This is a genomic window from Mesorhizobium sp. M0052 (assembly GCF_040323255.1).
Classification (GTDB): domain Bacteria; phylum Pseudomonadota; class Alphaproteobacteria; order Rhizobiales; family Rhizobiaceae; genus Mesorhizobium.
The window spans coordinates 24326-48938 of record NZ_JAMYUS010000026.1; the positions used below are offsets into that span (position 1 = coordinate 24326).

Here is a 24613-nt window from a genome sequence, read left to right on the forward strand (position 1 = left end):
TACCTGATGGGTGTTTTTTCCCTCTTCAACTGCGCGCCGATCTTGCCGTAAATCAATGTCTACCAACAAGTTCGGATCCTTCGCCATGTCATCGTTCTCCCTCGTCAAGCGCAAAATCGATCCTACGAAAGGAGCTGGTGCTGTTAAGCCGGATGGCAGCATCTATGATAATGATCGCGTGGAGATCGGGCCAACTGATCTCGCATTTGCCGAGTGGGCCGATCAGGGTCTCACAGCGCCTAACCTCGAACGGATGCGAAAGACCCGGCTCGACAGGATTGTGCAGCAACTCCGTCAGCGGGATTACGCCGGAGTGTTGTGCTTTGATCCGATCAACATCCGGTATGCAACCGATTCCTCGAACATGCAAATCTGGATTATGCACAACCCCTCCCGGGCGGCGTTCATTTCCGCGGACGGATATGTCGTGCTTTGGGATTTTCACCGCTGCGGCCACCTGTCGAGCTATCTACCATTGATCAACGAGACCCGAGAGGGCGGCGCAGGATTCTTCTACTTTTCGGCAGGCGATGAGGAGGAGGCGGCAGCCAAGCAATTTGCTGACCAGGTGGACGAGCTTGTGCGCCGCTTCGGCGGTAGGAACCGGCGATTGGCTGTCGACAGAATTGAAATTCCAGGGCTACGCGCACTGGATGCCGTTGGCATCGAGGTCTGCAATGGCATGCAGCTCATGGAGCACGCTCGAGCGATTAAAGGTATCGACGAGATCAATGCGATGCGCTGCTCGCTAGCTACTTGCGAGATCGCAGTCGCCAAGATGCGCGACCAGCTGCAGCCCGGAATAGCCGAGACAGAACTGTGGTCGGTTCTCCATGCGGAGAACATTGCTCGCGGCGGCGAGTGGATCGAGACTCGAATCCTGACGTCAGGACCTCGAACCAACCCCTGGATGCAGGAAGCCGGCCCACGGCGGATCGTTTCAGGTGATCTGCTTGCGTTCGATACCGACATGGTCGGGCCTTACGGCATGTGTGCCGACATCTCTCGAACCTGGTTTTGTGGGGATGGCCGCCCGAGCGACGAACAACGGCGCCTCCACGCGATTGCCTACGAACATATCATGACAAACATGGCCATGCTGAAGCCTGGCGTGTCGTTTACGGAACTAACAGAGCGCAGCCACAGGCTGCCCGCTGAATTTATAGCGCAGCGGTATGGCGTGATGATTCACGGCATTGGGCTTTGCGATGAATATCCTGCAATCGCATATCCCGAGGACTTCGTACCGGGGGCGTTCGACTACGTCCTTGAGCCCGGCATGACCTTATGCGTGGAGGCGTATGTCGGCGCGGTTGGGGGGCGTGATGGTGTGAAGCTCGAAGAACAGGTTCTAATAACGGAAAAAGGGACCGAAAATCTGACCAAGTGTCCGTTTGACAGTGCCTTGATGGTGTAGGCGAGGGGTTTCCAGATTACACCTCGTGAGACAGCGTTCCAGCGTTTCGCGCCGGGTGAGCGCGTAGCGGATCGCATCGGAGCAGTTTTGGATTTTCAGGAGACCTTGCCCAGTTCCTTTTCCCACTGCTCGAAGAGGCTCGCGACGACGGCCGCGGACTTTCCGTGACGCAGCGCAGCGCGGCTATCTGCATCCTTGCCACTGACCTCATCGAGGTCCCTGGCGACAGCAATAAGGTGCATCACGTCTACACCGTCGAACGGCCGGCTTGTAATGGCCATAGCTCTTGCGAACGCGGCCATCGACGATCTCAGTGCGCTTCTCGCTTTTACCATAGACATAGGCGCCGGCGTAGAATGGGTTCTTCAGGATCGAGATCACGTTGCGGTAACGGATCGGAACCCAGTCGAAGGACACCATCTTCTTGCCGTCGGAGGGTCTGGGGAAATGCACGCCATCGTCGATCATCGAGATCAGGACCTGGCGCGCACTGCCGAGTTCGCGGAAACGCGCGAAGATCAGGTGAATGGTCTCCTGCAGGCGCATGTCGGGATCGAACCCGAGACCGTAATCGCGGTGCCAGACATAGCCGAAGGGCACGGAGATGCGCAGTTCCCCGCGCTGTGCCTTGGCGCGGGCGGCCTCGTACATGCGGGCACGCAGCACGCCGAGCTCGAACTCGCTGATGCTGCCCTTCATGCCGAGCAGCAGTCGATCGTTCGGCAATCCTGGATCGTAAATCCCGTCCAGATCGATCACGCGTGCATCGACTTCGCCGCACAACTCGAGCAGCCGATGCCAGTCCGGCCCGTTGCGCGACAGACGGGAAGCTTCCAGGCAAAGCACGGCGCCGACCTGGCCGGTGCACAGATCGTCGACCAGGCGCTCGAAACCGGGCCGCTCGACGGCCCCGCTTGCGGTTCATCCCAGATCCTCGTCGATCACCTCTACTTTGCGGAATCCCCAGCGCCGCGCGACTTCGACAAGCTCATATTGCCGACGCTGGCTCTCGAGGTTGAGCTGGACCTGCGCCTGAGTGGACTGACGCACATAGACGACGGCCTTGCGCTTGAGGACGGCAGTCGGAATCAGATTACCGCTCGTCATCGCAGCTCTCCTCCTCCGTTGCCACGCCGGCGGCGGCCATCAGTACGTTGGCGAGCCGGGCGATCACTATGGTCTGTTGCGCTGAACTCAGCCCGTTCAGCTTCTGCGAGTCGTGAACGCCCGCAATTCCAAGCGCATCGACATCGAGCGCGCCGACCTCCAGGAACTGCCCGTCCGGCGCACATCCGACTAGCGTCGCATTCTCCAAGTGCTTCAGGGAAATTCATGGGCTCGCGCCCAGCCATTTGCAGGCCGTTCACACGAGATAGCGCTCCGACCTATGGTCGGAGTTCCTCAGACTGAGATAAAACCCAGTCAACGAGCTTTTTCGTTTTTTCGCTCTGGCCAAGCCTGTCATTCGCGACAAGGAAAAAAGCCCGATCCGTTCTGATTTCATCCGGGAGCGGACGGATAAGATTTCTGTTCTTAAGGTGATATTGGTTGGTGAAGGACCAGCCGAGCGCTATGCCTTCACCTGACAGGGCCGCCTGAAATGCCAGCTGATAATCATTGAAAACTATGTCGGCTCGGACCCGACTCGGGTCTCCCCCCGCCAGATCGATCCATTCAGACCAACTCATGCGTTTACGATATGCGTCAGAACAGTGGATTAGCTGATGATGAATGAGATCGTCGACGCAGCGCAATTGCGGATGTGAAGCCAAGTACGTCGAGGAGCACACGGGAAAGATAATTTCGTTCGATATGAACCAGGAGTTGCTGCGATTGAAATCTCGCCGACGCACCCATACCGTTACGTCAATCTCATCGTCGGGCTCCACATCCCGATCCGTCGCCACAACCTTAATCCTTATATCAGGATGCTCCTGCTGGAAGTGATAAAGCTGCGGTGCCAACCAATGCGCGGCAAGCGACATCGACGCCGCAAAACTTAGATACTTCGTTCCTCGATCGGAAATTTTCTCAAAAGCTTGCTCGATTCTGCGGAAGCCAGCCCGCACTTCGTCGTAAAGCTCTGACCCGGCTTCGGTCAGTCTTACACCGCGATTGTCTCGCGCGAAAAGCACAACTCCGCAGTGCTTTTCAAGGGTCTTTATGGATAGCGACACACTCGGCTGAGTTACATTCAACTCCATGGCCGCGCGCTTGAAGCTGAGGTTGCGAGCGGCAGCTTCGAACACGAAAAGGGAATGCGTTGATGGGACCAATGCACGGAGCTTTGACATAAGTCATGCCTATACCAGACATTTTCTTTTCGGTCTACCGATCGCGTTGCACAGCGTGCTCTATTCGCCCGTAGTGACTTATGGCGGAACCTCGGCGCGACACAGCACGACCCGCCTTGAAAGGCGGGACCGCTGTGACTTCATCGAAGAATCTCACGAACAAACGGATCGTTGTAGAGGGCCCGAATCCGGACCCGACTACTTCCGGCTGGTATGCTACTTCGGGTCCTGAGCTGGAGATGGTGCAGCAGCAAGGCGAAAATTCGTGCGACTGCCTTGTAATTGGCGCGGGGTGGATGGGTCTGCACGCTGCTCGCCGATATGCTGAACTCAACTCCCAATCCTCTGTGGTGCTGGTCGATGCCGGACGCATCGGGAACAACGCATCCGGTCGCTGCATGGGCTTTGTGATCGACCTAGCGCACAATCCACGCAAACGCGATTTCCTAGAAGACATCAAAGGCAATAATGAAGAGCTCTTCGTCAACCGAGAGGGAATTGAGTATATTCGAAGCGCGGTCGAAGAGTATGGAGTCGATTGCGACTGGGACCCTCAAGGGAAATTTCATTCCGCAGCCACGGATCTTGGGGTCAAGGACCTGCAGAATTTCGCGTCCGCGCTCGACAGGTTAGGGCAGAACTACAGCTGGGTTGAGAAGCCGGAGATGCAAGCAATGACCGGCAGCAAGCACTATATCAAAGCGCTCCATCATCCGGGCACGATTCTCCTACAGCCGGCTAAATACCTGAAGAACGCCACGCGTCAGTTACCCGCCAACGTGATGGTTCATGAGAACACGCCGATTACTGCGATACAGTTCGGTACTTCCAGGCATATCTGCGAAACGCCCAACGGCAGGATTGCCGCCGGAAAGGTCATTATCTGCACGGCAGGCTATCTCACCAGGTTCGGGTTTTTCGAGAACCGAGCCATACCACTATACACGTTCGCTAGCATGACGAGGCAGCTCACTCCAGCTGAACTCGCTCAGGTCGGCAACCGGCAGACATATGGCCTGATACCAGCCAACAGCTTTGGGACGACAGTTCGACGCACCGCCGACAACCGCCTGTTCCTCAGAAACGTGTACGCCTATGCGACCAATTTCAAAACTTCGACGCAGGACGTGATGAGGGCTCGGATCCAGCAACAGGTTGCGTTTGATCGTCGCTGGCCCGCCCTTTCTTCCATTGGCTTCGAGGCCAGTTGGGGCGGCCTGCTGACTCTCGCTCAGAACGGCGGGATGGTTTTCGGTGAGTTGACGAGCAACGTCTTTGGCGCAGCGTTCTGCAACGGAACGGGCGTCGCAAGGGGCGCGGCGTTCGGGAAAGCGGTCGCGGAGTTGGCCGCCGGACAAAGCTCGCCCGTGATCGACATTCTTCAGAAAAGGGCTGTGCCGAGCAGACCCTATCCAAAACTTGTCACAGCATTGGGCGTTCGCTTTCTAACAGCGTTGCGTTTCAAGCAGGCAGGCGACGAGGTTTAAGTTCAACATAGCGTAAAGTATATCTCGCCGCCAAAATAGATCGAGGAGTGACGGACATGGCCAACCTAAGAGGAATCAACCTTGCGATGCAGACCCCCTTCCATAAGGACGGGTCTATCGATTTCGCCCGCTGGGATAAACTGCTTGACCAGTATCTGGAAACCGGCATGCATGGATTCGTGCTCAGCTCGGGGACTGGGCAGCATGCCTATCTGACCGAGGCCGAGTGCAACAAGCTGTTCGAAACCGGTGTGAAGCGCGTCAACGGCCGCGCTGCGGTAACCGCTCAGACGTCGGCGCTGAATCTGCAGGAAGTGATCCGTCGCTCCAAGGCCGCCCAGGATCTCGGCGTCGATGCGCTGATGATCCTGCCGCCGTTCTTCGAAGGCCCCAAGCATGACGACGGCATCTTCGCCTTCTACGAGGCGGTCTGCAGGGAAGTCTCCATTGACGTGATCGGCTATAACATTCCCGGCGCCACCGGAATCGAGCTCACCCCCAGGCTGTACACCCGGCTTTTGGAGCTGGACAATTTCAACTTCATCAAGGACAGCTCAGGCGATCTATGCAAGCAACAGGCGCTGTTGGCATGCGGGGGCAATATCCTGAACGGCGCCGACCCGAATGCACCATTCTCCTTCATGTTGGGTACGGCAGGTACGATTTGGGGCTGCGCCAATATTTTTCCGCGCGAGGCTGTCCAGCTCTTCAACCTTATCGATAGCGGCAACCACGCCGAGGGCCTGAAGCTGTGGCAATCTATGTTCCCGATCGTCGCTTACTGCTGGCAGAATGACTACATCCCGGCCGTCAAGGCGGCATCGCGCCAGATGGGCTTTGACGGTGGCACCGTGCGGGCGCCCGTTTGCGAGGTGGGTCCGGACGAAGAGGTAAAAATAACAGCGGCTCTTAAGCCTTTGCAGTTGGCGAGGGCGGCCTAGCCGAACGAGCCAACACCGCACTGTCAACCTGGAATCCCGATCATGAATAGCCAAGAAGTTCGCTTGCGCAATGACCTTGCCGCAGCGTTTCGCTGGACCGCGCGCCTCGGTTTGCACGAGGCGACTGCGAACCATTTCTCGGTCGTAATCGATGAGGAGGGCGGTCGGTTTCTCATGAATTCGAACATGGTGCATTTCTCGCAAATCAAGGCGCGGGATTTGCTCCTGCTCAGTTCGGCCACGAATGAGGCGCCGAGAGGTCCTGACTCGCCAGACCGCACCGCGTGGGAATTGCATTCATACCTTCATCGGAACATCCCGGGGGCGCAGTGCATTCTGCACACCCACATGCCCTACGCAACGGCCTGGAGCTGCCTGGAAGATCCGGAGATTCTGCCGATCTGCCAGAATTCGGCGCGGTTCTATGGCAACGTAGCCTACGACAAAGACTACGGCGGAATGTTCGCGGATTCCGAGGAGCCGGCGCGCGTCGCCAAGCTCCTCGATGACAAGGATGTCATGCTCCTTGGCGGGCACGGCGTGATGGTTGTGGGCCCTAGCGTGGCGCATGCCTTCGATACGCTCTATCACTCTCGAACGCGCCTGCATGAACCTCGTGCTGGCCCATTCCACCGGGAATCCAGTCAAGCGTCTGCCACATGAAGTAGCGGCTAAGACGGCGCGGCAGTGGCGAGAATACCAGGGATTCTCCGAAGGGCACTTTCGCGCTCTTGTCTCGATACTCGACAAGGAAGACCCGGGTTATCGGCTGCAACCGGCTGTCGCTGCCTGAGAATTGGAATTTCCATGACAAGTTTTACTCGTAATGATGCCCTCTCGATCGCTGCTGCGCTAAGGATGCCTTCACGCCCGTTCATCGGTGGCGATTACCGCAACCCCACGGCCGGAAGATCATTTAAGAGTGTCAATCCGGCCACCGGAGAAGTTCTTGCGGAAATCGAGGGCTGCAGCCCATCCGACGTGGATGCCGCTGTGGCGGTCGCGAAAGCTACGTTCGAGTCCGGCGTGTGGTCGCAGAGACACCCATCCGAACGCAAGGCCGTGCTGCTTCGTTTTGCGGAGCTGATCAACAAGAACCTGCAGGAGCTCGCGGTACTGGAAAGCCTGGATTCGGGCAAGCCTATCACCGACTGTTTCACGGTCGACGTGCCGTTCACGGCCAGCACGATCGCTTGGCACGCTGAAGCCCAGGACAAGCTGTTCTCCAGAATCGCGTCGACCGACAGCAATGCGCTCGGGATGATCGTACGCGAGCCGCTGGGTGTGGTCGGCCTTGTGCTGCCTTGGAACTTCCCCATGCTCATGGCTGGCTGGAAGCTGGGTCCGGCCTTGGCTACCGGGAACTCCGTAGTGCTGAAGCCATCGCAGATGACGACGTTGACCGCACTGCGCATGGCGGAGTTGGCGGTCGAGGCAGGGCTCCCGGCGGGTGTCTTGAACGTCGTGACCGGATCGGGTCAGGTCGGAGAGGCGCTCGGTCTTCACCGGGACGTCCGGGTCATTTCGTTCACTGGTTCCACCGAAGTTGGGCGAATGTTCCTTGATTACTCCCGGCGCTCGAACCTCAAGCGAATAGTGCTGGAGCTGGGCGGAAAGAATCCCGCTGTTGTGTTAGCCGACGCGCCAAACCTCGACTTTGTGGCCGAGCAGCAGGCCTTCTCAATTTTGACCAATATGGGCCAGAACTGCGCCTCGAACAGCCGACTGATCGTGCACAGGGCGATCAAGGACGAATTGGCCGAAAAGATCGTCGCCGCTTGCGGGAACTGGAAACTGGGCGATCCTCTGGAGCCGTCCACCCAGCTCGGCCCAGTGGTGGGCGCAAACCACTGCAACAACATCAAGAAGTATCTTGAGAAGGGACGCGCTGAGGGTGCGACACTCGCCTGCGGCGGTAACCAGTTGGATCGGCCCGGATACTTCATCGAGGCGACGGTGTTCGACCGCGTCACGCCCGACATGACCATCTACCGCGAAGAGATCTTTGGCCCCGTGCTGACCATCACCGAAGCGCGGGACGAAGATCACGCGATCGAGCTGGCCAACGATACAGAATATGGGTTAACGGCGTCGCTTTACACCACGGACCTGGGGAAGGCTCACAAGCTTTCACGGCGGATCAACGCGGGCACCGTCTCTGTGAACTGCTACTCCGAAGGCGAAATCACGACGCCGTTCGGCGGCTTCAAACAGTCTGGCTTCGGAGGACGCGACAATGGCTTGGAGGCCCATGAGCAGTACACGGAAGTGAAGACCGTCTGGATGAACTTGGCGGCGCCGGCCCGGACCGGAGAGTTAAGACGATGAAATCGGTCCGCGTCGTCGCGGGGAACCCACAGTTCGTCCCCCAGAACATCGAACGCCCAAAGTTGTCGGCGGGCGCAGTTCGTGTCCGCATACAGGCTGCGTTTTTGCCGCCCTATTTCGAGCATTTGCCCTCAGGCAGTTGGCAGACGCCTCCACGACCCTTCACTCCCGGTCAGTGCGCGATTGGGATCGTCGAGGAAACAGCCGATCCGGACTGTGCTTTGCGTCGCGGTCAATCGGTTTATTGCGACATGTATATCGAAGGTCCGGGATCCGAGGCCGACCACGGATTCATCGGTTGCTTCGGTTTGACGCCGGCCGCAGGCCGGCATCTCGGCAAATGGCCGAACGGCACCTTTGCCGAGGAGTTCGTCGGTCCGGAACATTGCTTTTCACCCATTCCCGATGGCGTGCGCACGCCGCCTGAAATTCTGTGTCGGCTGGGATGGTTCGCAACTGCTTTGGCTGGCTTCAGGCGAGGGGGCTTCCAACCGGGTAGAGTCGTCGCAATCAACGGTGCCGCGGGCCTGCTCGGCACCTCCGCTGCTGTCGTGGCCTTCATCGGAGCGGCCCAAGTGCGGCTTGTGGGACGGAGGACTTCGGTTCTTCGGGAGGTGGCTGCTCTGGACAGCCGCATCGTGGTGGAAGATCCGGATGATCAATCCCCGCTGGACTTAGTCCTCGACTGCGCCGGGGGCGAAAACGCCTCGACATCGGTGGCCCTGTCAGAACGGCTGCGTCGCTTCGGGACTGTCGCGTTTGTCGGCGCCCTGACCGCGCGTGCGGCCTTCAACACAAGCCTGTTGATGCGCAACAGCAACAGTGTGGTGGGCTCGTTCTGGTTCCCTCACGAGTTGGCCGCAGACGTACTGGCACTAATCGCTGCGGGCACGATCGATCTGCCGGCTTTCCGCGCTGAAACTTTCGATACCGATCAAATCGTAGCCGCGATGAAGCACAGCGTCCAGCATTCTGGCGGGTTGGTTCATGTCGCGCTTAAACCTTGAACGAGAGTAAGATGTCCACTCTTCCGGAAGAAGCACAGGTAGTCATCATCGGCGGCGGCATCGGCGGCGCGTCGATCGCGTACCACTTGGCCAAGCGCGGCGTATCCGATGTTCTCCTGTTGGAGCGTGACCGGCTGACATGCGGCACGACCTGGCATGCGGCAGGTCTGGTAGGCACGCTTTGGCCCACGAAGAACATGACCCAGCTCGGCGCCTATTCGCACCGCCTCTATCAGGAGCTCGAAGCGGAAACCGGTCAGGCTACCGGATACAAGCGCAACGGTTCGATCTCGCTCGCACAGACATCATCGCGCCTCGAGGAATTGACCCGTACCGCCGACATGGCGCGCGTCTTTGGAGTCGAAGTCGAAGTCGTCGGGCCAAAAACGCTTGGAGAACTTTATCCCAGCATCGACACCAGCGATCTGATCGGTGGCCTCCATTTGCCGAAGGACGGCCAGACCAATCCGATCGATGTCACCATGGCGCTGGCCAAGGGTGCGCGCATGAATGGCGCTACCGTCCGCGAAGGCGTAACCGTCACCAGGATCCTGACAGACGGCGGCAGGGTAACGGGCGTTGAGACCAACCAAGGCACGATCCGCGCCAGGAAGGTAGTTCTGACAGGTGGTATGTGGTCGCGTGACCTGGCCAAGCAGGTTGGAGTGGTGCTGCCGCTGTTCGCCTGCGAGCACTACTATGTGGTGACCGAGCCGGTTCCAGGTTTGCCCAGCAAGCTGCCCATCATGCGGGATCTGGACCACGGCGTCTATTTCAAGGAAGACGCCGGCAAGCTGCTGATCGGCTTCTTCGAGGACAATGCTAACCCGCTGCCGATGTCCAAGGTGCCCGCCGATTTCAGCTTCGGCGAATTGCCCTACGAGATCGACCATTTCGAGAAGTATCTCGAAAGGGCCATGATCAGGTATCCAGAGTTGGAGAAGATCGGCATTTCGACCTTCTTCAACGGCCCGGAGAGCTTCACCACAGACAATCAGCACCTGATGGGTGAGGCGCCCCTTTTGAAGAACTTCTTTGTCGCGTGCGGTTTCAACAGCCGCGGCATCGGCGGCGCCGGCGGCATTGGCAAAGTGATGGCTGAATGGATCGACCTTGGCTATCCACCGATGGACGTCTGGGAAAGCGATTGCCGCCGCGCCATGCCTTTCCAGGGCGACGAGACCTATCTGGAAAACCGGGTGGCCGAAGCGCTCGAGCGTTCCTACGCCATGCACTGGCCCTACTTTCAATATCGCTCAAGCCGAGGCATCCGCAAATCGCCTTTCTACGACCGCCTCGTTGAGTTGGGCGCGGTACATGGCGAGGTCGCAGGCTGGGAGCGTCCAAATTGGTACGCGCCGAAGGGCGTCAAACCGGAGTATGAGTATAGCTACGGCCGTCAGAACTGGTTCCCGTATGCCGCACAGGAGCACAACAACGTTCGCGAGAACGTCGGCTTCTACGATTTGACTTCCTTGGCCAAGTTCAAAGTCACCGGCCGTGACGCCGAGACTCTCCTGCAGCGCCTCTGCTGTGCCGACGTCGCGGTGCCGGTTGGCAAGCTCGTTTATACGCAATGGTTGAACGAACGCGGTGGGATCGAAGCGGATCTGACCGTGGTGAAGATGGGCGAAGATGAGTTCATGATCGCCACTCCCTGCGGCAGCCATGTGAAGGACTGGTCTTGGGTGATGAGGCATGTCGCGAAAGAGGAAAATGTTGAAATCACCGATATCACCGATCAGTTCGGGGTAATCGCGCTCCAGGGCCCGAACGCACGCGCGGTCTTCCAATCGATGACCGAAGAAGACCTTTCCAATGAGCATTTCGGCTTCGGCACCGGCCGCTGGATGACCGCGGGCAAAGTGCGGCTTTGGGCGCAGCGGATCTCCTATGTCGGAGAACTCGGCTGGGAAATCTATATCCCGGCAGCGGATGCCGCAGCCTTCCTCGACGCGCTGCTTGATGCTGGAAAATCTTACGACCTGCGCCCCGTCGGAATGCATGCGGTCGATGCGATGCGCATGGAAAAGGGATTTCGGCACTGGGGCCACGACATTGTCTACGAAGACAACTTGGTCGACTCCGGCTTGTCGTTCACGGCCAAGCCAAACAAGAACGTTCCGTTCATCGGGCGTGACGCATTCCTGGAGCAGAAAGCAGCCGGCATTGGCAAGAAGCGGATGGTTTCCTTCCTTTTGGAAAGCCCGGAACCGCTCCTCTTCCACAATGAGCCCATTCAGATGAACGGCAAACCGGTGGGCTATCTCACCTCCGGCAACTACTCTCATCATCTTGGCGCGGCCATCGGCATGGGATATGTCGGCGCTGACGAACCCGTTACAGCTGAGTTCATCGCCAAGGGTGCATTTACCATCCTGGTTAACGGGCGCGCTGAGCCCGCGAAAGCCAGCCTGAAGCCGTTCTACGACCCGGCATCAGAGCGCATGCGCGCATGACCGACGGGCGCTAACAATGCAACTTGGCAAGCCAATCGCGGAGTATACTTCATTGAAAGACCTATTTTCGCTTGACGGAAAAGTCGTCCTGATCACCGGTTCCACGCGCGGGCTTGGTTGGGCCTCCGCTCAGGCAGCGGCCGAGGCTGGTGCGACTGTGGTGCTGCATGGACGCACGGAAGCCGCCGGAAAAGCGCGCAAGGAAGAACTGGAGGGGCAAGGCCTGAATGCCGACTACCTTGCCTTCGACATGGCTGATCACGATGCTGTTGCCGCGGCGATCCCCACGATCGTCCAGCGTCATGGCAGCATATGGGGCTTGGTGAACAATGCAGGTATGCTGTTGCACAACTCCATCTGGGATGAGACCGCCGAAACCTACGAACGGATAATGGCGGTCCACATGGTCGCGCCATTTCTGCTTTCCAAGGCGGCCGCCGCCGAAATGAGGAAATCGGATGGCCCGGATCGGGGCCGGATCGTAAACATTTCATCGATCGCTTTCTCCAGCCCGCGCGCCGGAATTTGTAACTACACCTCGGCGAAAGGGGCGATCGTAGGGTTCACCAGGGCCGCATCGGCAGAACTGGGAGCCTATGGTATCCGCGTCAACGCCATCGCGCCCGGATACTTCGTGACCGACATCAACAAGGAACGACTTCAAGACGCGACTTTTGCGAACAAAATCAAGGTGCGCACACCAGCGGAACGCTGGGGCGACCCGTCAGAGCTGGGCGGCCCAACTGTGTTCCTGCTGTCGAATGCGTCGTCCTACGTCAACGGCCAGTTGCTGTATGTGGACGGCGGCATGAGCCACTTCCTTCACAGCGTTTAGAGGAGAGCAAATATGGCTGGTCGTCTTGATGGTAAGGCCGTACTCGTCACCGGTGCAGGCTCTATGGGGCCTGGCTGGGGTAACGGGAAGGCTGCTGCGGTGCTCTTCGCTCGCGAAGGCGCCAAAGTTCTAGCAGCGGACCTGAACAAGGCTGCAGCAGAGGAGACCGCGGAGATCATTCGTGGCGAGGGCGGACAGGTGCAAGTATTCGCCGGAAACGTTACCGACGAGCAGTCGGTCAAGGACATGGTTGCAGCGTGCGTAGAGGCGTTCGGTAGCTTGGACGTGCTGCACAACAACGTCGGCATTCTCAAGGCCGGCAGCCCCTTAGACACCACGGTGGAAGATTGGGATCGTATCCTGAACATCAACACGAAGGCGTTCTTCTTGCCCTGCAAGCACGCGCTGCCCCAAATGCTGAAGCAAGGCGCGGGATCTATCATCAACATCTCGTCGATCTCGGGTTTCCGCAATCTGGGCGCGCCATACATCGCCTATAACACCTCGAAGGGCTCGGTCGTGTCGTTCACACGGAACCTGGCCGCGACATACGCCGCGCAGGGCATACGCGCGAACTCCATCCTTCCCGGCATCATCGACACCCCGATGGCTCGCGATGCCACCATCCAGAACAGCGGAAAATCAGAGACCGAGATCGACTTTGACGCGGTGGCGAAGACGCGTGCCGCTCGTATTCCGATGAAGCGGACGGGCACTGCGTGGGACATCGCGAAAGCCGCGCTTTTCCTGGCAAGTGATGACTCTGCCTACATCACGGGCTCGGAGATCTACGTGGATGGAGGTCTGAATTGTACCGCCTAGCGCAAGCTGCGGCAAACGTCAGCCCAAGTAGCTAGACCAACGATCAAGTCAAACCAATAGGAGCTCGTCGTCTTAGGCGACGAGGGGGTCGAGTTGCGTCCAAAAATGATGAAGATCAGAAACGCCGAACAAATCGTTTCCCATGGCCATGCGGCGTCGCGCAAGGTCGTGCTCGAGATTGCAGACCGGACGCTGGCGCGGCTCGACAGCTACAGGAGGATCAAGAGCATAGCGTACATGGAGGGCGCAGTCCTCCATATCGGCACAAGATCCTGGGACCTGTCGAAAAAACGAAACGTCTATCTCTTCGGTGCCGGCAAGGCCTGCAACCACATGGCGATGGCGCTGGACGAGATCCTCGATGACTACCTGACGAAGGGCGTGGCGATCGTGAAGATCGCCGAGGAAACCGACGTGTTCCGCAAGACCCAGGTCTTTGTCGGCGGCCACCCTCTGCCTAACGAGGAGGGCTACCGCGCTTCGAAGATGATGATCGATCTCGTCCACAAGTCTGGGCCCGAAGATCTGTTCATCGTCGTCATCAGCGGCGGCAGCTCGGCGCTCATGTCCTGCCCGATCGAAGGCATCACCTTGCAGGACGAGATCGAAGCCACAGACGTGCTGCTGAAGTCCGGTGCCGGCATCTACGAGATCAATGCCTTGCGCCGCCACATCTCTGCGATGAACGGCGGAATGCTGGCAAAGCGCATCCAGGACGTCGGCGCTGAGCTGATCGGCTTTGGCATCTCCGACGCAGTTGGCTCACCCGCCACGGGCGACATCAGCGCACCCTACGCGGCGTACAAGAGCACGCCGATCGGGCCTGACCCAACAACGCTGGACGACGCGCGCGCTACGATCATCAATCGCGACCTCGCCGACCGTCTGCCGCGATCGATAGTCGACTATCTGATGAATGCGGGTCCCCAAGGTGAAACGCCGAAGGCCTTTCCAGATAACACCTACTTCCTGCTCAATACGCTGCCCGACAGCTGCATCTACGCCAAGCAGATCTGTGACGAGATGGGCATTCCCGCTCTGATCGTGTCCTCCTTCCTGGAAGGAGAAAGTCGCGACGCCGGCATATTCTTCGCCTCTATGGCGCGCGAAATTCAGACCTATGGCAACCCCATCAAACCGCCTTGTGTGCTGCTGAGTTCAGGGGAGGTGACGACCTTTATCCCCGACAACAGCGTGATCAAGGGTCGTGGCGGGCCGGGCCAGGAGATGGCGGCAGGCTTCGCAATCGCCGCGGCCAAAGCGCAAGGCGCATGCCTGCTTTCCATTGACACTGAAGGCACCGACGGCACAACCAGGGTGGCGGGCGGCATTACCGACAGCAACAGTTTCCAGTCTGCCTCCGACAAGGGCATCAGCCTTTTTCGTGCCCTGCGCGAACACAGCTGCTTCGAGGCGCTCGATGCGATCGGTGACGTCGTGTTCACTGGCAACACCGGTACCAACCTGTGTGACCTGAACATCATGTATGTCCCCGAGGCGAACCAGCGGTGACTGGCATGGAAGACAGGATCGTCGCACTCCGGGCTCAGCAGATCATCGACTGTAAATGTCGGCCTGCCATCGAAGTCGAAGTTCGCACGCAGAGCGGGGCCGTAGGTCGAGGCGCGGCACCGACCGGCACATCAGTAGGCATGCATGAAGCGCATGTGCTGCGCGACGGCGATCCGTCCACGTACAACGGCCTGAGCGTACATAAGGCGGTCGCCAAGGCGATGGATGTCATCGCGCCGGCCCTGAAGGGCATGAACGTGTTCGATCAGCGTTCGATCGACGAGATCATGATCGCCCTCGACGGGACGCCTGAAAAGAAGGTCCTAGGCGGTAACACAACCTACTCGGTTTCCATCGCAGCCTTCCGAGCCGCGGCGGATTCCCTGCGCATCCCGCTTTACGCCCACATCGCCGGGGCTGATGTCCAGACCGTGCCGGTCCCCTGCTTCAACGTCATCAATGGCGGCCATTACGAACACCTGACCCAATCGTTCAACGAGTTCTTGATCGTCCCCTATGGGACGGACAGCGTTGATTTTGCGATCGAGATGGCGGTCGCCGTGTTCCAGAAACTCGCGACCGTCCTCACCGAGCACTTGGGTCATAAGCCGCAGGTGGCTTCCTCCTACGGCTATGCCGCGCCATCGGACGATCCTGAGTTGATCCTGACGCTCATGCAGCGCGCCATCGATGCGTGTGGCTACACTGGCAAGATCGCTTTCGCGCTCGATTGCGCCTCGAGCGAGATGTATGACAGAACAACTGGCACCTATCTCCTAAAGAGCAAGAGGGTCACGTCGAACGAGCTCATCAGCTACGCCAAGACGCTGACGCAAAAATTCGATCTCGTCTTCATCGAAGACCTGCTCGACGAGAACGATTGGGAAGGGCATCAGAAGGCGGTCCAGGCGCTCGATCGCACCATCGTTCTGGGCGACGATCTGACGGTCACAAACATCCAGTTCCTTAAACGCGCCTACGAACTCAAGGCCGTGGACGGCTTCATATTGAAGCCGAACCAGGTCGGCACGATCACCGAGGCGTTCGACGCCTACCGCTTTGCCAAGGACCATAACATGCTTGCCGTGCCCTCCGGGCGCTCGGGCGGGGTCGTTGACGACGTTGTCATGGATTTCTCTGTCGGTCTCCAAGTGCCCTTGCAGAAGAACGGCGCGCCTCGATCCGGCGAGCGTATTGAAAAGCTGAACTTCCTCATGCGGGCCAATGCGGCGAGCCCGGGTTGCCGCCTCTATGACATCTCAAACCTCGTCAAATTCTGACCGCGAAAGGGCTGCCGCCAATGTATCCTAAGATCGACTTTCTCTACCTTTCCGAATCGGACACGATTGAGGCCGGCGTGTTGGATGCGGCCCGTTGCGTTGACGTCTGCGAGGAGACATTCAGCCTCCTCGGCAAGGGCGACTACTTGATGGGGGGCGCCAACCATAACAATCACGGCATGAACATTGTTTTTCCGAGGGAAACGAAATTTCCGAACATGCCGGTCGCCGGTCCCGACCGCCGGTTTGCCGCTATGCCGGGATATCTGGGCGGCCGCTTCGATGTCTGCGGCAACAAATGGTACGGCTCCAATCACGCGAACGCGGAAAAAGGCCTGCCGCGGTCAATCCTGACCATGATGCTGAACGACAAGGACACCGGCGCGCCGCTTGCGCTGATGTCCGCCAATCTGCTGAGCGCTGCGCGAACCGGCGCCGTGCCGGCAGTCGCGGCGAGACATCTTGCCAACAAAAACGCGAAGAGCATTTCCGTGATCGGCTGCGGCCCGATCAACAAGGCATGCGTCACAGCCATCATGACGCAGCTCGGATCGATAGAGAAGGCCGTTTGCTTCGACCTCTTCCTAGACAAGGCTAAGAATCTCGCCGACTGGATGAGCACGGAATACGGGATTGAAGCGGTGGGCGTGGACGACGCCGAAGCGGGCTTCCGCGACGTTGACGTGATCACCGTCGCGGCCTCGCGCCTTAAACCGCTTCATTTCAAGGATGAATGGATCAAAGAGGGTGCCACGATCCTGATTTCCGGGCCGGTACACTCCGATGAAAGCTTTTGGACCAATGCTCGAATCGTTTATGATCACACGTCGTTGCATGAGGCCTATGTCGAGGACGCCATCGCTTCCGGCAACAAGGATGGATACTATAGCGTCGTTATTGGCGGGCCGTTTTATCGGTTGATTGATGCCGGCAAGTTGCCAACCCTGAAGGATTCAATCGGTCTTGGCGCTGTCGTGAACAAGGAGAAGCCGGGACGGCAGAGCCCTGCCGATCGGATCGTCTTTATCGCCTGCGGCATGGCCGTGTTCGACATCAGCTGGGGTTACGAGATCTATGCAAACGCGAAGCAAGGAGGCATTGGGACACGTCTACGCCTGTGGGACAAACCGCACCTGGGGTAACGAGCAAAAAGATTAGCTTGTACACAAATGCCGGCGTCAAGCGTGGCGATGCTCGGTTGGATGACAGGCTTCGTATCGATCTCGGATACCGAAGGTCAATCCTTGCTCATCGAATTGCGCTCTCGTCCTGCGCCTCGAGTGCCTTCTTGATTTCCAGTGTGTGCCCACTCGCCTTTGCTTTCGGCAAACACGTGAACCTTGCTATGACAGGTTCGAGCACGGCCCTTTCTCTCCAACGCGCTCGCGTGCCATCTAAGCTGAATCGAGCGCAGTCGAATGCGCTGAAGGCGGCACTCATGCGCTACACGCTCGACGGCCACTTCGGCCCGCTGCTCGACGCCGATGATGACCGGCTGGCGCGCTCCAGCGCGCTGCAGCGGACAGGTTTACCAGGGACGCCAGATCATCCACATAAGCTGCACTTATACCTGCCCCATTTTTTCCCCACTTCCGATGCCCCGCATCCCAGTATAGCTTTCACCTAGCCCTTTCGCTGCCACCAAGGGATGGCATCGTCGCCACCGGGAGCCATGAAGGCGTGAAGGGCTAGGTTCGGTCGGCAAATCAATCATAGTCTTTGGGAGGTTCAGATGCGATTCTTCAACAGGCAGGGTAAGCCTATGCCTAAGCTATTCGACAATCTCGCCGAAGAGACAAAAAAGGGCGGGATGGACCGGCGCGAGTTCCTGGCGCTTGCATCGATCTTCGGTGCGTCCACAGCCGTAGCGTACTCGATGCTGGATGTTTTGCCGTCAGCACATGCCGAAGAAGCAGGAAAAAAAGGCGGAGCGTTGCGAATTTCCATGGGAGTCACTCCGCCGAGTGATCCTCGACTAGCGCACGATCCAACAACAGGTAATATATCCCGTCAGTTCCTAGATCCTTTGGTCAAATACACCCGTGAATACACTTTCGAACCCTGGCTTCTCGAAAGTTGGGAGACGACTGACGACGCCACACAGTATCTCCTGCACGTGCGGAAGGGTGTCAAGTGGAACAACGGCGACGATTTTACTGCAGATGACGTGATGTTCAACCTGCTACGTTGGTGCGAAAAAGACGTGCCTGGAAACTCGATGGCGGCGCGCATGGCAACGCTCATTGATGATAAGACAGGCAAAGCGCTGGACGGCGCCATCACAAAAGTTGACGACTACACGGTTAAACTTACGCTGCCGAAATCCGATATCACAATCATCGCTGGGTTTGCAGATTATCCCGCGTTGATCGTTCACCGGAACTTCGAAAAGAACGGCTCGAATATCGTTGGTCATCCCGTTGGCACGGGGCCGTTTGAACTGGTGTCATGGGACGTAAACCAAAAGGCTGTGGTAAAGCGTCGGACAGACGGAAGCTGGTGGGGCGGTGAAGCATACTTGGACGAAGTCCAATTCATTGACTATGGCAGTGATGCGTCCGTTGTTCTGAGCGCCTTCGAGTCAGGCGAAATAGATGCGAACACTTCGACGTCCGCAAATGATATCGCCACATATGACGAACTCGGGTTGGTGAAAAGCGAGGCGAAGACAGCGACAACGCTCGTGTGTCGCACAAAGTTCACAAACAAGCCCTACGATGACCAACGGGTGCGCAATGCATTACAATTGGCAGTCGACAATAGTGCTGTGCTGCAGATCGCCTACACTGGCTACGGAACCGTTGCTGCGAACTACCACGTAGCACCAATACATCCCGAGTATTACCCGGTTCCGGAGAAAAAACGAGATGTTGAGGCTGCCAAGCGCCTGATGGCCGAAGCCGGTCAGATGGACTTCGAGCACGAAATTATTGGTCCCGACGTGGATTGGCTGAAGGACTCGGCCGATACGATTGCCGCGCAGTGGCGCGAGGCCGGGTTCAAAGTGAAGCGGACAGTTCTGCCCGGTAACACTTTTTACAACGATTGGATGAAATACCCGCTTTCAGCCACGAACTGGAACATGCGGCCGCTCGGCGTCCAGGTGCTGGCGCTCGCTTATCGAAGTGGCGCTGCATGGAACGAGTCATCGTGGTCAAACCCGGAATTCGATAAGAAACTGGACGCTGCGTTGATGGTGCCGGATACAGAGAAGCGCAAGGCTCTCATGCAAGACATCGAAACGCTTCTGCAGGATTCCGGCATCATAATTCAGCCTTATTGGCTTAGCCTGTTTAGCCATTCGGCAAAGCACGTCAGGGGTTACGCCATGCACCCGACGTACGATATGGACCTCGGTAAGGTTTGGCTCGACCGAGCTGGCTGAGCATTGCGACCTGTTAGAGTGGATATAGAAGGGTTTTGATCGAGATGACGAAACCCTTCTGCTCTTTTGGGGCGTTGTACGAGAGAACCCCTGCACGAGATGCAAAGCCTTGGCCGAACAGCCGACGGCTGCTCGCCGTCAGCGAATATCAAGCGCGCCCGTCCACTGAGATCGTCATGCACCGCGCGACTCCCACACAATCTGCAAATCATGGCGTGATGCACATTTTGGGCAGGATGCCATGCTGAGTTTTCTGTTTCGTCGGCTCGGTGTCATGATTCTAACCATGCTGTGCTTGACGATAATTGTCTTTTACATGGTGAATCTGGAGCCAAACCTACGCAGGATGGCTCTTAGCGAGCTCGACGTGCGCTCGTCAGACGAACATATCGAGAGCTGGTTGACGCGGAACGGATACCACCAAAATTTCTTAGTCCGCTACGGCCAGTGGCTGGGCGTCTTGCGGAAGCAGCCCAGCGTGGATGCCGTGACTGGTGAGCCGATGCCGCGCTTCAGTTACTGCGGTGAACCTGCCAAGCCATACTACGGCGGCATATTGCAGGGCGACCTCGGCTGTTCGAGCATGTTCAAGACAACAGTTGCCACAAAAATCCTCCCGGGGCTGGCAGCCACCGGTAAGCTAATGTTCTGGGTATTGTTGACCGTGGTGCCGACCTCTCTCCTCATCGGCATCCTTGCCGGTATGCGTGACGGGACGCGGATGGACAGGACGCTTTCTGTGGTCTCGATCGTGACGACAGCAACGCCTGAATACGTTTCTGGGGTCATCTTCACCATCATTTTCGCCTCCGGGCTCGGATGGTTGAACGGCTCGGCAGCATCGGCGACGGCGCAGGGCCTTACCTTCCACAACTTCGCCCTGCCTGTGATGACGATGGCCATTGGCGCTATCGGCTACATCGCTCGCATGACGCGCGCCTCAATGGTCGAAGTGATGACGCAGCAATACATCCGCACTGCTCGACTGAAGGGTCTGTCCTTCTTTAGGGTGGTTACCAGGCATGCGCTGCGCAACGCTCTGATCGTGCCCTTTACAGTGATTATGCTGCAGTTCCCGTGGCTGCTCACCGGGGTGGTGGTGGTCGAGACAATGTTCCGTTACCAGGGTTTCGGTTTCTTGTTGAACCAGGCGGCGAGCAATAACGACATCGACCTGCTGCTAGGCTGCTCGCTGATATCCGTGGTCGTCGTGCTGATTACGCAGCTGATCTCGGATATCGGCTATGCCTATCTCAATCCGCGAATTCGCGTGCAGTAGGGGGCCAGGATGCTATTCGAGACCATCGGGTGGTTCGAGATGGTCCTGGGCGTTGTCGGCCGGTTCTGGCCGGTCTGGATCGCAATGGCGATCTACCTCACGCTCAGCTTCGGTTTTCGCAACAAGCTTGGGCTCTATGGGGATGTGCTCAAGACCGGCACTGGAATCGCCGGCGTCGTCATCTGTATGTTCTGGCTGTTCACCGCCGTCTTCGCGCCCATTATCGCGCCGTTCGATCCCCTGAGCCAGCTGGCGGTCATGAAGCACGCATTGCCGGGTACGGCCGCGCCCGACGGCAGCGGTATATATTACTTCGGAGGCGACTTCCTCGCGCGGGACGTGTTCAGCCGCATGGTCTACGGCAGCGGCGTTGTGATGGTGATCGCGCCGTTCGCCACCGCCTTCGCGCTGGCCGTGGGCATCGGACTTGGCCTGCCGGCGGGCTACTACGGCGGTAGAATAGATTCAGTCCTGTCCTTCCTCGCCAATCTGTTGTTAGCTTTCCCCGTCATCGTATTGTTCTACCTGTTAGTAACGCCAGGAATCCGCGAGCTATCCTTCGATAACTGGTTCAGCGAAGCGACCGGCCTCGGAGTCTCGATACCGCGATCGCTTGCGGCCTTTTTCTTTCTATTGCCTATCATCTTTTTCCTGACACTGTTCCACACGCGCTTCAAGCACCGCCCCGACCGGTACTACGCGCTGATTGGACTGACGATACTGATCGGTGGCTGGATCTACGCCGGCCTGGTGTTCGACGCCGATCCGCTCGGCGTCGTTCATATCGATGCAGGCGAACTCAACATTTTCGTGGCGGTAGTACTCGGCTCCGCGCCCGGCGTGTTTCGCATCGTGCGCGGGGTCGTGATGGATATCAAGACGCGCGATTACATAGCGGCCGCCCAGACTCGCGGTGAGAGCCCATGGTACATCATGATCTGGGAAATCCTGCCAAACGCCCGTGGCCCGCTGACGGTCGACGGTTGCCTACGCATTGGCTACACCACGATTCTGCTCGGAGCGCTCGGCTATTTCGGGTTAGGGGTTCCGCCCGAAAGTCCCGACTGGGGAACCGCGATCAAGGACGCGTCGCGCCTGCTGCGTTCCTTCATCCACCCAGCACTGCCGCCGACCATTGCGTTGATGAGCTTTGTCCTAGGCCTCAATCTCCTAGCCGACGCCCTTCGCGAACAATCGTTGAAGGATTGAGAGCCCGACTATGACCGAAATAGCAAATGCCATCAAGGTCGCAGACGCCCAGCGCGTCCTCGACATCGAAAACCTGTCAATCTCCTTCTTCACCAAGGGCGGCGAAATTCCTGCGGTGATGGACTTTTCCTGCACCGTGATGCGGGGGGAGGCGATGGGCATCGTTGGCGAGAGCGGTTGTGGCAAGTCGACTGTGTCGCTTGGCATCATGCGTGACCTCTCCAACATCGGAAAGATCGTCGGCGGAAAGATCAAGTTCCAGGGCAAGGACATGGGAGAACTGTCCGACGAGGAACTGCGCGCCATCCGCGGCAACAAGATCGCGATGATCTACCAAGAGCCGATGGCGTCGCTTAATCCAGCTATGAAAATCGGCCGGCAGCTCATGGAAGTGCCAATCACCCATGAGAAGGTGTCGAAGAAGGAGGCCTACGAGCGGTCGCTGGCGATGCTGAAGTCGGTACGCCTGCCGGATCCGCCGCGGATGATGAATTCCTATCCGCATCAACTTTCGGGCGGGCAGCAGCAGCGCATCGTGATCGCAATGGCGCTGCTGTCGAGACCCGCGCTCCTGTTGCTGGACGAGCCCACCACCGCGCTCGATGTCACGATCGAGGCCGGCATCGTCGATTTGGTCAAGGGACTTCGAAAGGAGTTCGGCACGACTATGATCTTTGTGTCTCACAATCTCGGCCTGATCCTAGAGACCTGCGACCGCATCACGGTGATGTATTCGGGCGAGGCGGTGGAGATCGGCAAGATCGAGGACGTGTTCGACCGGATGCGCCACCCCTATACGCAAGGGCTGTTCCGCTCGATCCCGCTGCCCGGGGCCGATAAGAACACCCGGCCGCTGGTCTCGATCCCGGGACAATTGCCGCTGCCGCACGAACGACCGAAGGGCTGCAATTTCGGGCCGCGCTGCCACCATTTCGTCGAGGGCGTCTGCAACGCCGCCGAAATCCCGATGATCGCGGTCGACGGCCATGAGGGACATTTCTCGCGCTGCGTTCGTTTCAACGAGATCGACTGGGAGGCGCTGCCGCCCGGCGCCAAGAAGGTCAACGAGAAGGTCGAGCCCGGCGCGCCGGTGCTGAAAATCCAGCATCTCAAGAAATACTACACAGTTGGCGGCAGCGAGGTGTTCGGCTCGAGGGAGGGCCGTGTCGTCAAGGCCAACGAGACCATCTCATTCATGGCCCGCGAGACAGAGACGGTGGCTATCGTGGGCGAGTCCGGCTGCGGGAAATCCACGCTCGCCAAGATCTTGCTCGGCCTTGAGACCGCGACCAAAGGCGGCGCGACGCTCGGCGCACGGCAGATCTCCCATACGCCGATCGAAAAGCGTGATGTCGAGACCATCGCATCGATCCAGATGGTGTTCCAGAACCCATTCGACACGCTTAATCCGAGCTACTCGGTGGGTTCTCAGATTATCCGCACATTGGAAAAGTTCGACGTCGGCAAGACCGCCGCCGATCGACGCCAGCGTATGCTGGAACTACTCGATCTAGTGAAGCTGCCGCGCTCCTTTGAGAAACGCATGCCGCGCCAGCTCTCGGGCGGACAGAAGCAGCGCATTGGCGTCGCGCGCGCTTTCGCCGGCAAAGCAAAGGTTGTGGTGGCCGACGAGCCGGTCTCCGCGCTTGACGTGTCGGTGCAGGCGGCTGTCATCGAACTCCTGATGGACATTCAGCGAAAGAACAAGACGACGATGCTGTTCATCAGCCACGACCTGTCGGTGGTGCGCTACATTGCCGACCGTGTGGTCGTGATGTATCTCGGCTATGTCGTCGAGCAGGGCACGACAGACCAGATATTCGCGCCACCTTACCATCCCTATACGGAGGCGCTGCTCTCTGCGATCCCGATCCCCGACACCAGGGTAGTGAAGAAGCACATCGTGCTTGAAACCGACATACCCTCGGCGATGGACCCACCGACCGGCTGTCCATTCCAGACGCGCTGTCGCTACAAGAATCTGGTGCCAGGAAATCTCTGCGAACGCGAGGTGCCGCCAATAAAGAACTTGCCCGGCGGCCACGAAATCAGGTGCCATCTCCCCGATACGGTCCTCGTGGCTATGGAACCGGTAATCAGTTTCGATACGAAGCTCGAGGTCCGAGATCAGTCGTCAGAGACCCCGAAGCGGAATAACTCGTAACTCAACCATCGTGGGAGGAGTGCAGTCCGCGTGCCTTGTTCATACTTGCGAGTTTGCGATGTTCGCGGATCATGCTTCGAATGAGGAGGTTTGGGATGGAGGGCCGCGAGGCGTCGACTTCGTCGGAGGATGGGGAGGCTTGCTGTTGGGCATGCGCATCCAAAAGTGGTCGGGGGGCCCCGACCAGCTCGGCA

19 protein-coding genes and 2 pseudogenes are annotated in these 24613 nt (G+C 58.4%); 17 read left to right on the forward strand and 4 right to left on the reverse strand.

Annotation, left to right across the window (positions count from 1 at the left end; all coding sequences use genetic code 11):
* Positions 1-85: 85 nt before the first annotated feature.
* Positions 86-1417: a dimethylsulfonioproprionate lyase DddP gene (gene dddP / locus NKJ77_RS27450; RefSeq protein WP_352536028.1), complete on the forward strand. Its 1332-nt coding sequence runs from the start codon at positions 86-88 to the stop codon at positions 1415-1417.
* Positions 1418-1426: 9 nt separating this feature from the next.
* On the opposite strand, the pseudogene NKJ77_RS27455 reads toward dddP, so the two are convergent.
* From NKJ77_RS27455 to NKJ77_RS27470, 4 genes and pseudogenes are all read right to left on the reverse strand, one after another.
* Positions 1427-1629: pseudogene (locus NKJ77_RS27455) on the reverse strand (IS66 family transposase); the annotation flags it as partial.
* A 52-nt stretch (positions 1630-1681) separates the two neighbouring features.
* Positions 1682-2524 (reverse strand): annotated as a pseudogene (locus NKJ77_RS27460) (recombinase family protein); the annotation flags it as partial.
* Entirely contained in the window at positions 2511-2732 is a 222-nt protein-coding gene (locus tag NKJ77_RS27465) for a hypothetical protein (RefSeq protein WP_352536029.1), read from the reverse strand. The pseudogene NKJ77_RS27460 and the gene NKJ77_RS27465, both read right to left, overlap by 14 nt.
* Positions 2733-2802: 70 nt before the next feature.
* A complete protein-coding gene (locus tag NKJ77_RS27470) occupies positions 2803-3666 on the reverse strand; it encodes a LysR substrate-binding domain-containing protein (RefSeq protein WP_352536030.1) in 864 nt (287 codons plus the stop codon).
* Positions 3667-3950: 284 nt separating this feature from the next.
* Between NKJ77_RS27470 and NKJ77_RS27475 the strand changes: the two genes are divergently transcribed.
* The 16 genes from NKJ77_RS27475 to NKJ77_RS27550 all read left to right on the forward strand — a co-directional run bounded on the left by NKJ77_RS27475 (position 3951) and on the right by NKJ77_RS27550 (position 24419).
* Positions 3951-5198: an NAD(P)/FAD-dependent oxidoreductase gene (locus tag NKJ77_RS27475; RefSeq protein WP_352536031.1), complete on the forward strand. Its 1248-nt coding sequence runs from the start codon at positions 3951-3953 to the stop codon at positions 5196-5198.
* Between the two features lie 56 nt (positions 5199-5254).
* Complete coding sequence (locus NKJ77_RS27480) at positions 5255-6139, forward strand: dihydrodipicolinate synthase family protein (protein ID WP_352536032.1); 885 nt, start codon at positions 5255-5257, stop codon at positions 6137-6139.
* A 42-nt stretch (positions 6140-6181) separates the two neighbouring features.
* Complete coding sequence (locus NKJ77_RS27485) at positions 6182-6802, forward strand: class II aldolase/adducin family protein (RefSeq protein ID WP_352536033.1); 621 nt, start codon at positions 6182-6184, stop codon at positions 6800-6802.
* A 144-nt stretch (positions 6803-6946) separates the two neighbouring features.
* The gene (locus NKJ77_RS27490) at positions 6947-8467 is read left to right on the forward strand and encodes an aldehyde dehydrogenase (protein ID WP_352536034.1); all 1521 of its coding nucleotides are present in this window, start codon (positions 6947-6949) and stop codon (positions 8465-8467) included.
* A complete protein-coding gene (locus NKJ77_RS27495) occupies positions 8464-9474 on the forward strand; it encodes an alcohol dehydrogenase catalytic domain-containing protein (RefSeq protein ID WP_352536035.1) in 1011 nt (336 codons plus the stop codon). The genes NKJ77_RS27490 and NKJ77_RS27495 overlap by 4 nt, the downstream gene beginning before the upstream one ends.
* A gap of 11 nt (positions 9475-9485) precedes the next feature.
* Entirely contained in the window at positions 9486-11933 is a 2448-nt protein-coding gene (locus NKJ77_RS27500) for a GcvT family protein (protein WP_352536036.1), read from the forward strand.
* Between the two features lie 16 nt (positions 11934-11949).
* A complete protein-coding gene (locus NKJ77_RS27505) occupies positions 11950-12768 on the forward strand; it encodes an SDR family NAD(P)-dependent oxidoreductase (protein WP_352536037.1) in 819 nt (272 codons plus the stop codon).
* Between the two features lie 12 nt (positions 12769-12780).
* A complete protein-coding gene (locus tag NKJ77_RS27510; RefSeq protein WP_352536038.1) occupies positions 12781-13590 on the forward strand; it encodes an SDR family NAD(P)-dependent oxidoreductase in 810 nt (269 codons plus the stop codon).
* Between the two features lie 105 nt (positions 13591-13695).
* Positions 13696-15102: a glycerate kinase type-2 family protein gene (locus tag NKJ77_RS27515; protein WP_352536039.1), complete on the forward strand. Its 1407-nt coding sequence runs from the start codon at positions 13696-13698 to the stop codon at positions 15100-15102.
* Positions 15103-15107: 5 nt separating this feature from the next.
* Positions 15108-16382, forward strand: coding sequence for a phosphopyruvate hydratase (gene eno, locus NKJ77_RS27520; protein ID WP_352536040.1), 1275 nt, complete (start codon positions 15108-15110; stop codon positions 16380-16382).
* 20 nt (positions 16383-16402) lie between these two features.
* Positions 16403-17524, forward strand: a complete 1122-nt coding sequence (locus NKJ77_RS27525; protein WP_352536041.1) for a tyramine oxidase subunit B — start codon at positions 16403-16405, stop codon at positions 17522-17524.
* 296 nt (positions 17525-17820) lie between these two features.
* Positions 17821-18009 (forward strand): hypothetical protein, encoded by a 189-nt coding sequence (locus NKJ77_RS27530; protein ID WP_352536042.1) that lies wholly within the window; start codon positions 17821-17823, stop codon positions 18007-18009.
* 105 nt (positions 18010-18114) lie between these two features.
* Positions 18115-19767 (forward strand): ABC transporter substrate-binding protein, encoded by a 1653-nt coding sequence (locus tag NKJ77_RS27535; protein ID WP_352536043.1) that lies wholly within the window; start codon positions 18115-18117, stop codon positions 19765-19767.
* A 241-nt stretch (positions 19768-20008) separates the two neighbouring features.
* Entirely contained in the window at positions 20009-21046 is a 1038-nt protein-coding gene (locus tag NKJ77_RS27540; RefSeq protein WP_352536044.1) for an ABC transporter permease, read from the forward strand.
* A 9-nt stretch (positions 21047-21055) separates the two neighbouring features.
* Positions 21056-22255, forward strand: coding sequence for an ABC transporter permease (locus NKJ77_RS27545; protein WP_352536045.1), 1200 nt, complete (start codon positions 21056-21058; stop codon positions 22253-22255).
* Between the two features lie 10 nt (positions 22256-22265).
* Positions 22266-24419 (forward strand): dipeptide ABC transporter ATP-binding protein, encoded by a 2154-nt coding sequence (locus tag NKJ77_RS27550; protein ID WP_352536046.1) that lies wholly within the window; start codon positions 22266-22268, stop codon positions 24417-24419.
* Positions 24420-24613 lie beyond the last annotated feature (194 nt).

Excerpts from the sequence above, each read along its gene's own strand:
- dddP (WP_352536028.1), top strand. The coding sequence starts at position 86 with ATGTCATCGTTCTCCCTCGTCAAGCGCAAAATCGATCCTACGAAAGGA.
- NKJ77_RS27475 (WP_352536031.1), top strand. The coding sequence starts at position 3,951 with ATGGTGCAGCAGCAAGGCGAAAATTCGTGCGACTGCCTTGTAATTGGC.
- NKJ77_RS27480 (WP_352536032.1), top strand. The coding sequence starts at position 5,255 with ATGGCCAACCTAAGAGGAATCAACCTTGCGATGCAGACCCCCTTCCAT.
- NKJ77_RS27485 (WP_352536033.1), top strand. The coding sequence starts at position 6,182 with ATGAATAGCCAAGAAGTTCGCTTGCGCAATGACCTTGCCGCAGCGTTT.
- NKJ77_RS27490 (WP_352536034.1), top strand. The coding sequence starts at position 6,947 with ATGACAAGTTTTACTCGTAATGATGCCCTCTCGATCGCTGCTGCGCTA.
- NKJ77_RS27495 (WP_352536035.1), top strand. The coding sequence starts at position 8,464 with ATGAAATCGGTCCGCGTCGTCGCGGGGAACCCACAGTTCGTCCCCCAG.
- NKJ77_RS27500 (WP_352536036.1), top strand. The coding sequence starts at position 9,486 with ATGTCCACTCTTCCGGAAGAAGCACAGGTAGTCATCATCGGCGGCGGC.
- NKJ77_RS27505 (WP_352536037.1), top strand. The coding sequence starts at position 11,950 with ATGCAACTTGGCAAGCCAATCGCGGAGTATACTTCATTGAAAGACCTA.
- NKJ77_RS27510 (WP_352536038.1), top strand. The coding sequence starts at position 12,781 with ATGGCTGGTCGTCTTGATGGTAAGGCCGTACTCGTCACCGGTGCAGGC.
- NKJ77_RS27515 (WP_352536039.1), top strand. The coding sequence starts at position 13,696 with ATGATGAAGATCAGAAACGCCGAACAAATCGTTTCCCATGGCCATGCG.
- eno (WP_352536040.1), top strand. The coding sequence starts at position 15,108 with ATGGAAGACAGGATCGTCGCACTCCGGGCTCAGCAGATCATCGACTGT.
- NKJ77_RS27525 (WP_352536041.1), top strand. The coding sequence starts at position 16,403 with ATGTATCCTAAGATCGACTTTCTCTACCTTTCCGAATCGGACACGATT.
- NKJ77_RS27530 (WP_352536042.1), top strand. The coding sequence starts at position 17,821 with ATGCGCTACACGCTCGACGGCCACTTCGGCCCGCTGCTCGACGCCGAT.
- NKJ77_RS27535 (WP_352536043.1), top strand. The coding sequence starts at position 18,115 with ATGCGATTCTTCAACAGGCAGGGTAAGCCTATGCCTAAGCTATTCGAC.
- NKJ77_RS27540 (WP_352536044.1), top strand. The coding sequence starts at position 20,009 with ATGCTGAGTTTTCTGTTTCGTCGGCTCGGTGTCATGATTCTAACCATG.
- NKJ77_RS27545 (WP_352536045.1), top strand. The coding sequence starts at position 21,056 with ATGCTATTCGAGACCATCGGGTGGTTCGAGATGGTCCTGGGCGTTGTC.
- NKJ77_RS27550 (WP_352536046.1), top strand. The coding sequence starts at position 22,266 with ATGACCGAAATAGCAAATGCCATCAAGGTCGCAGACGCCCAGCGCGTC.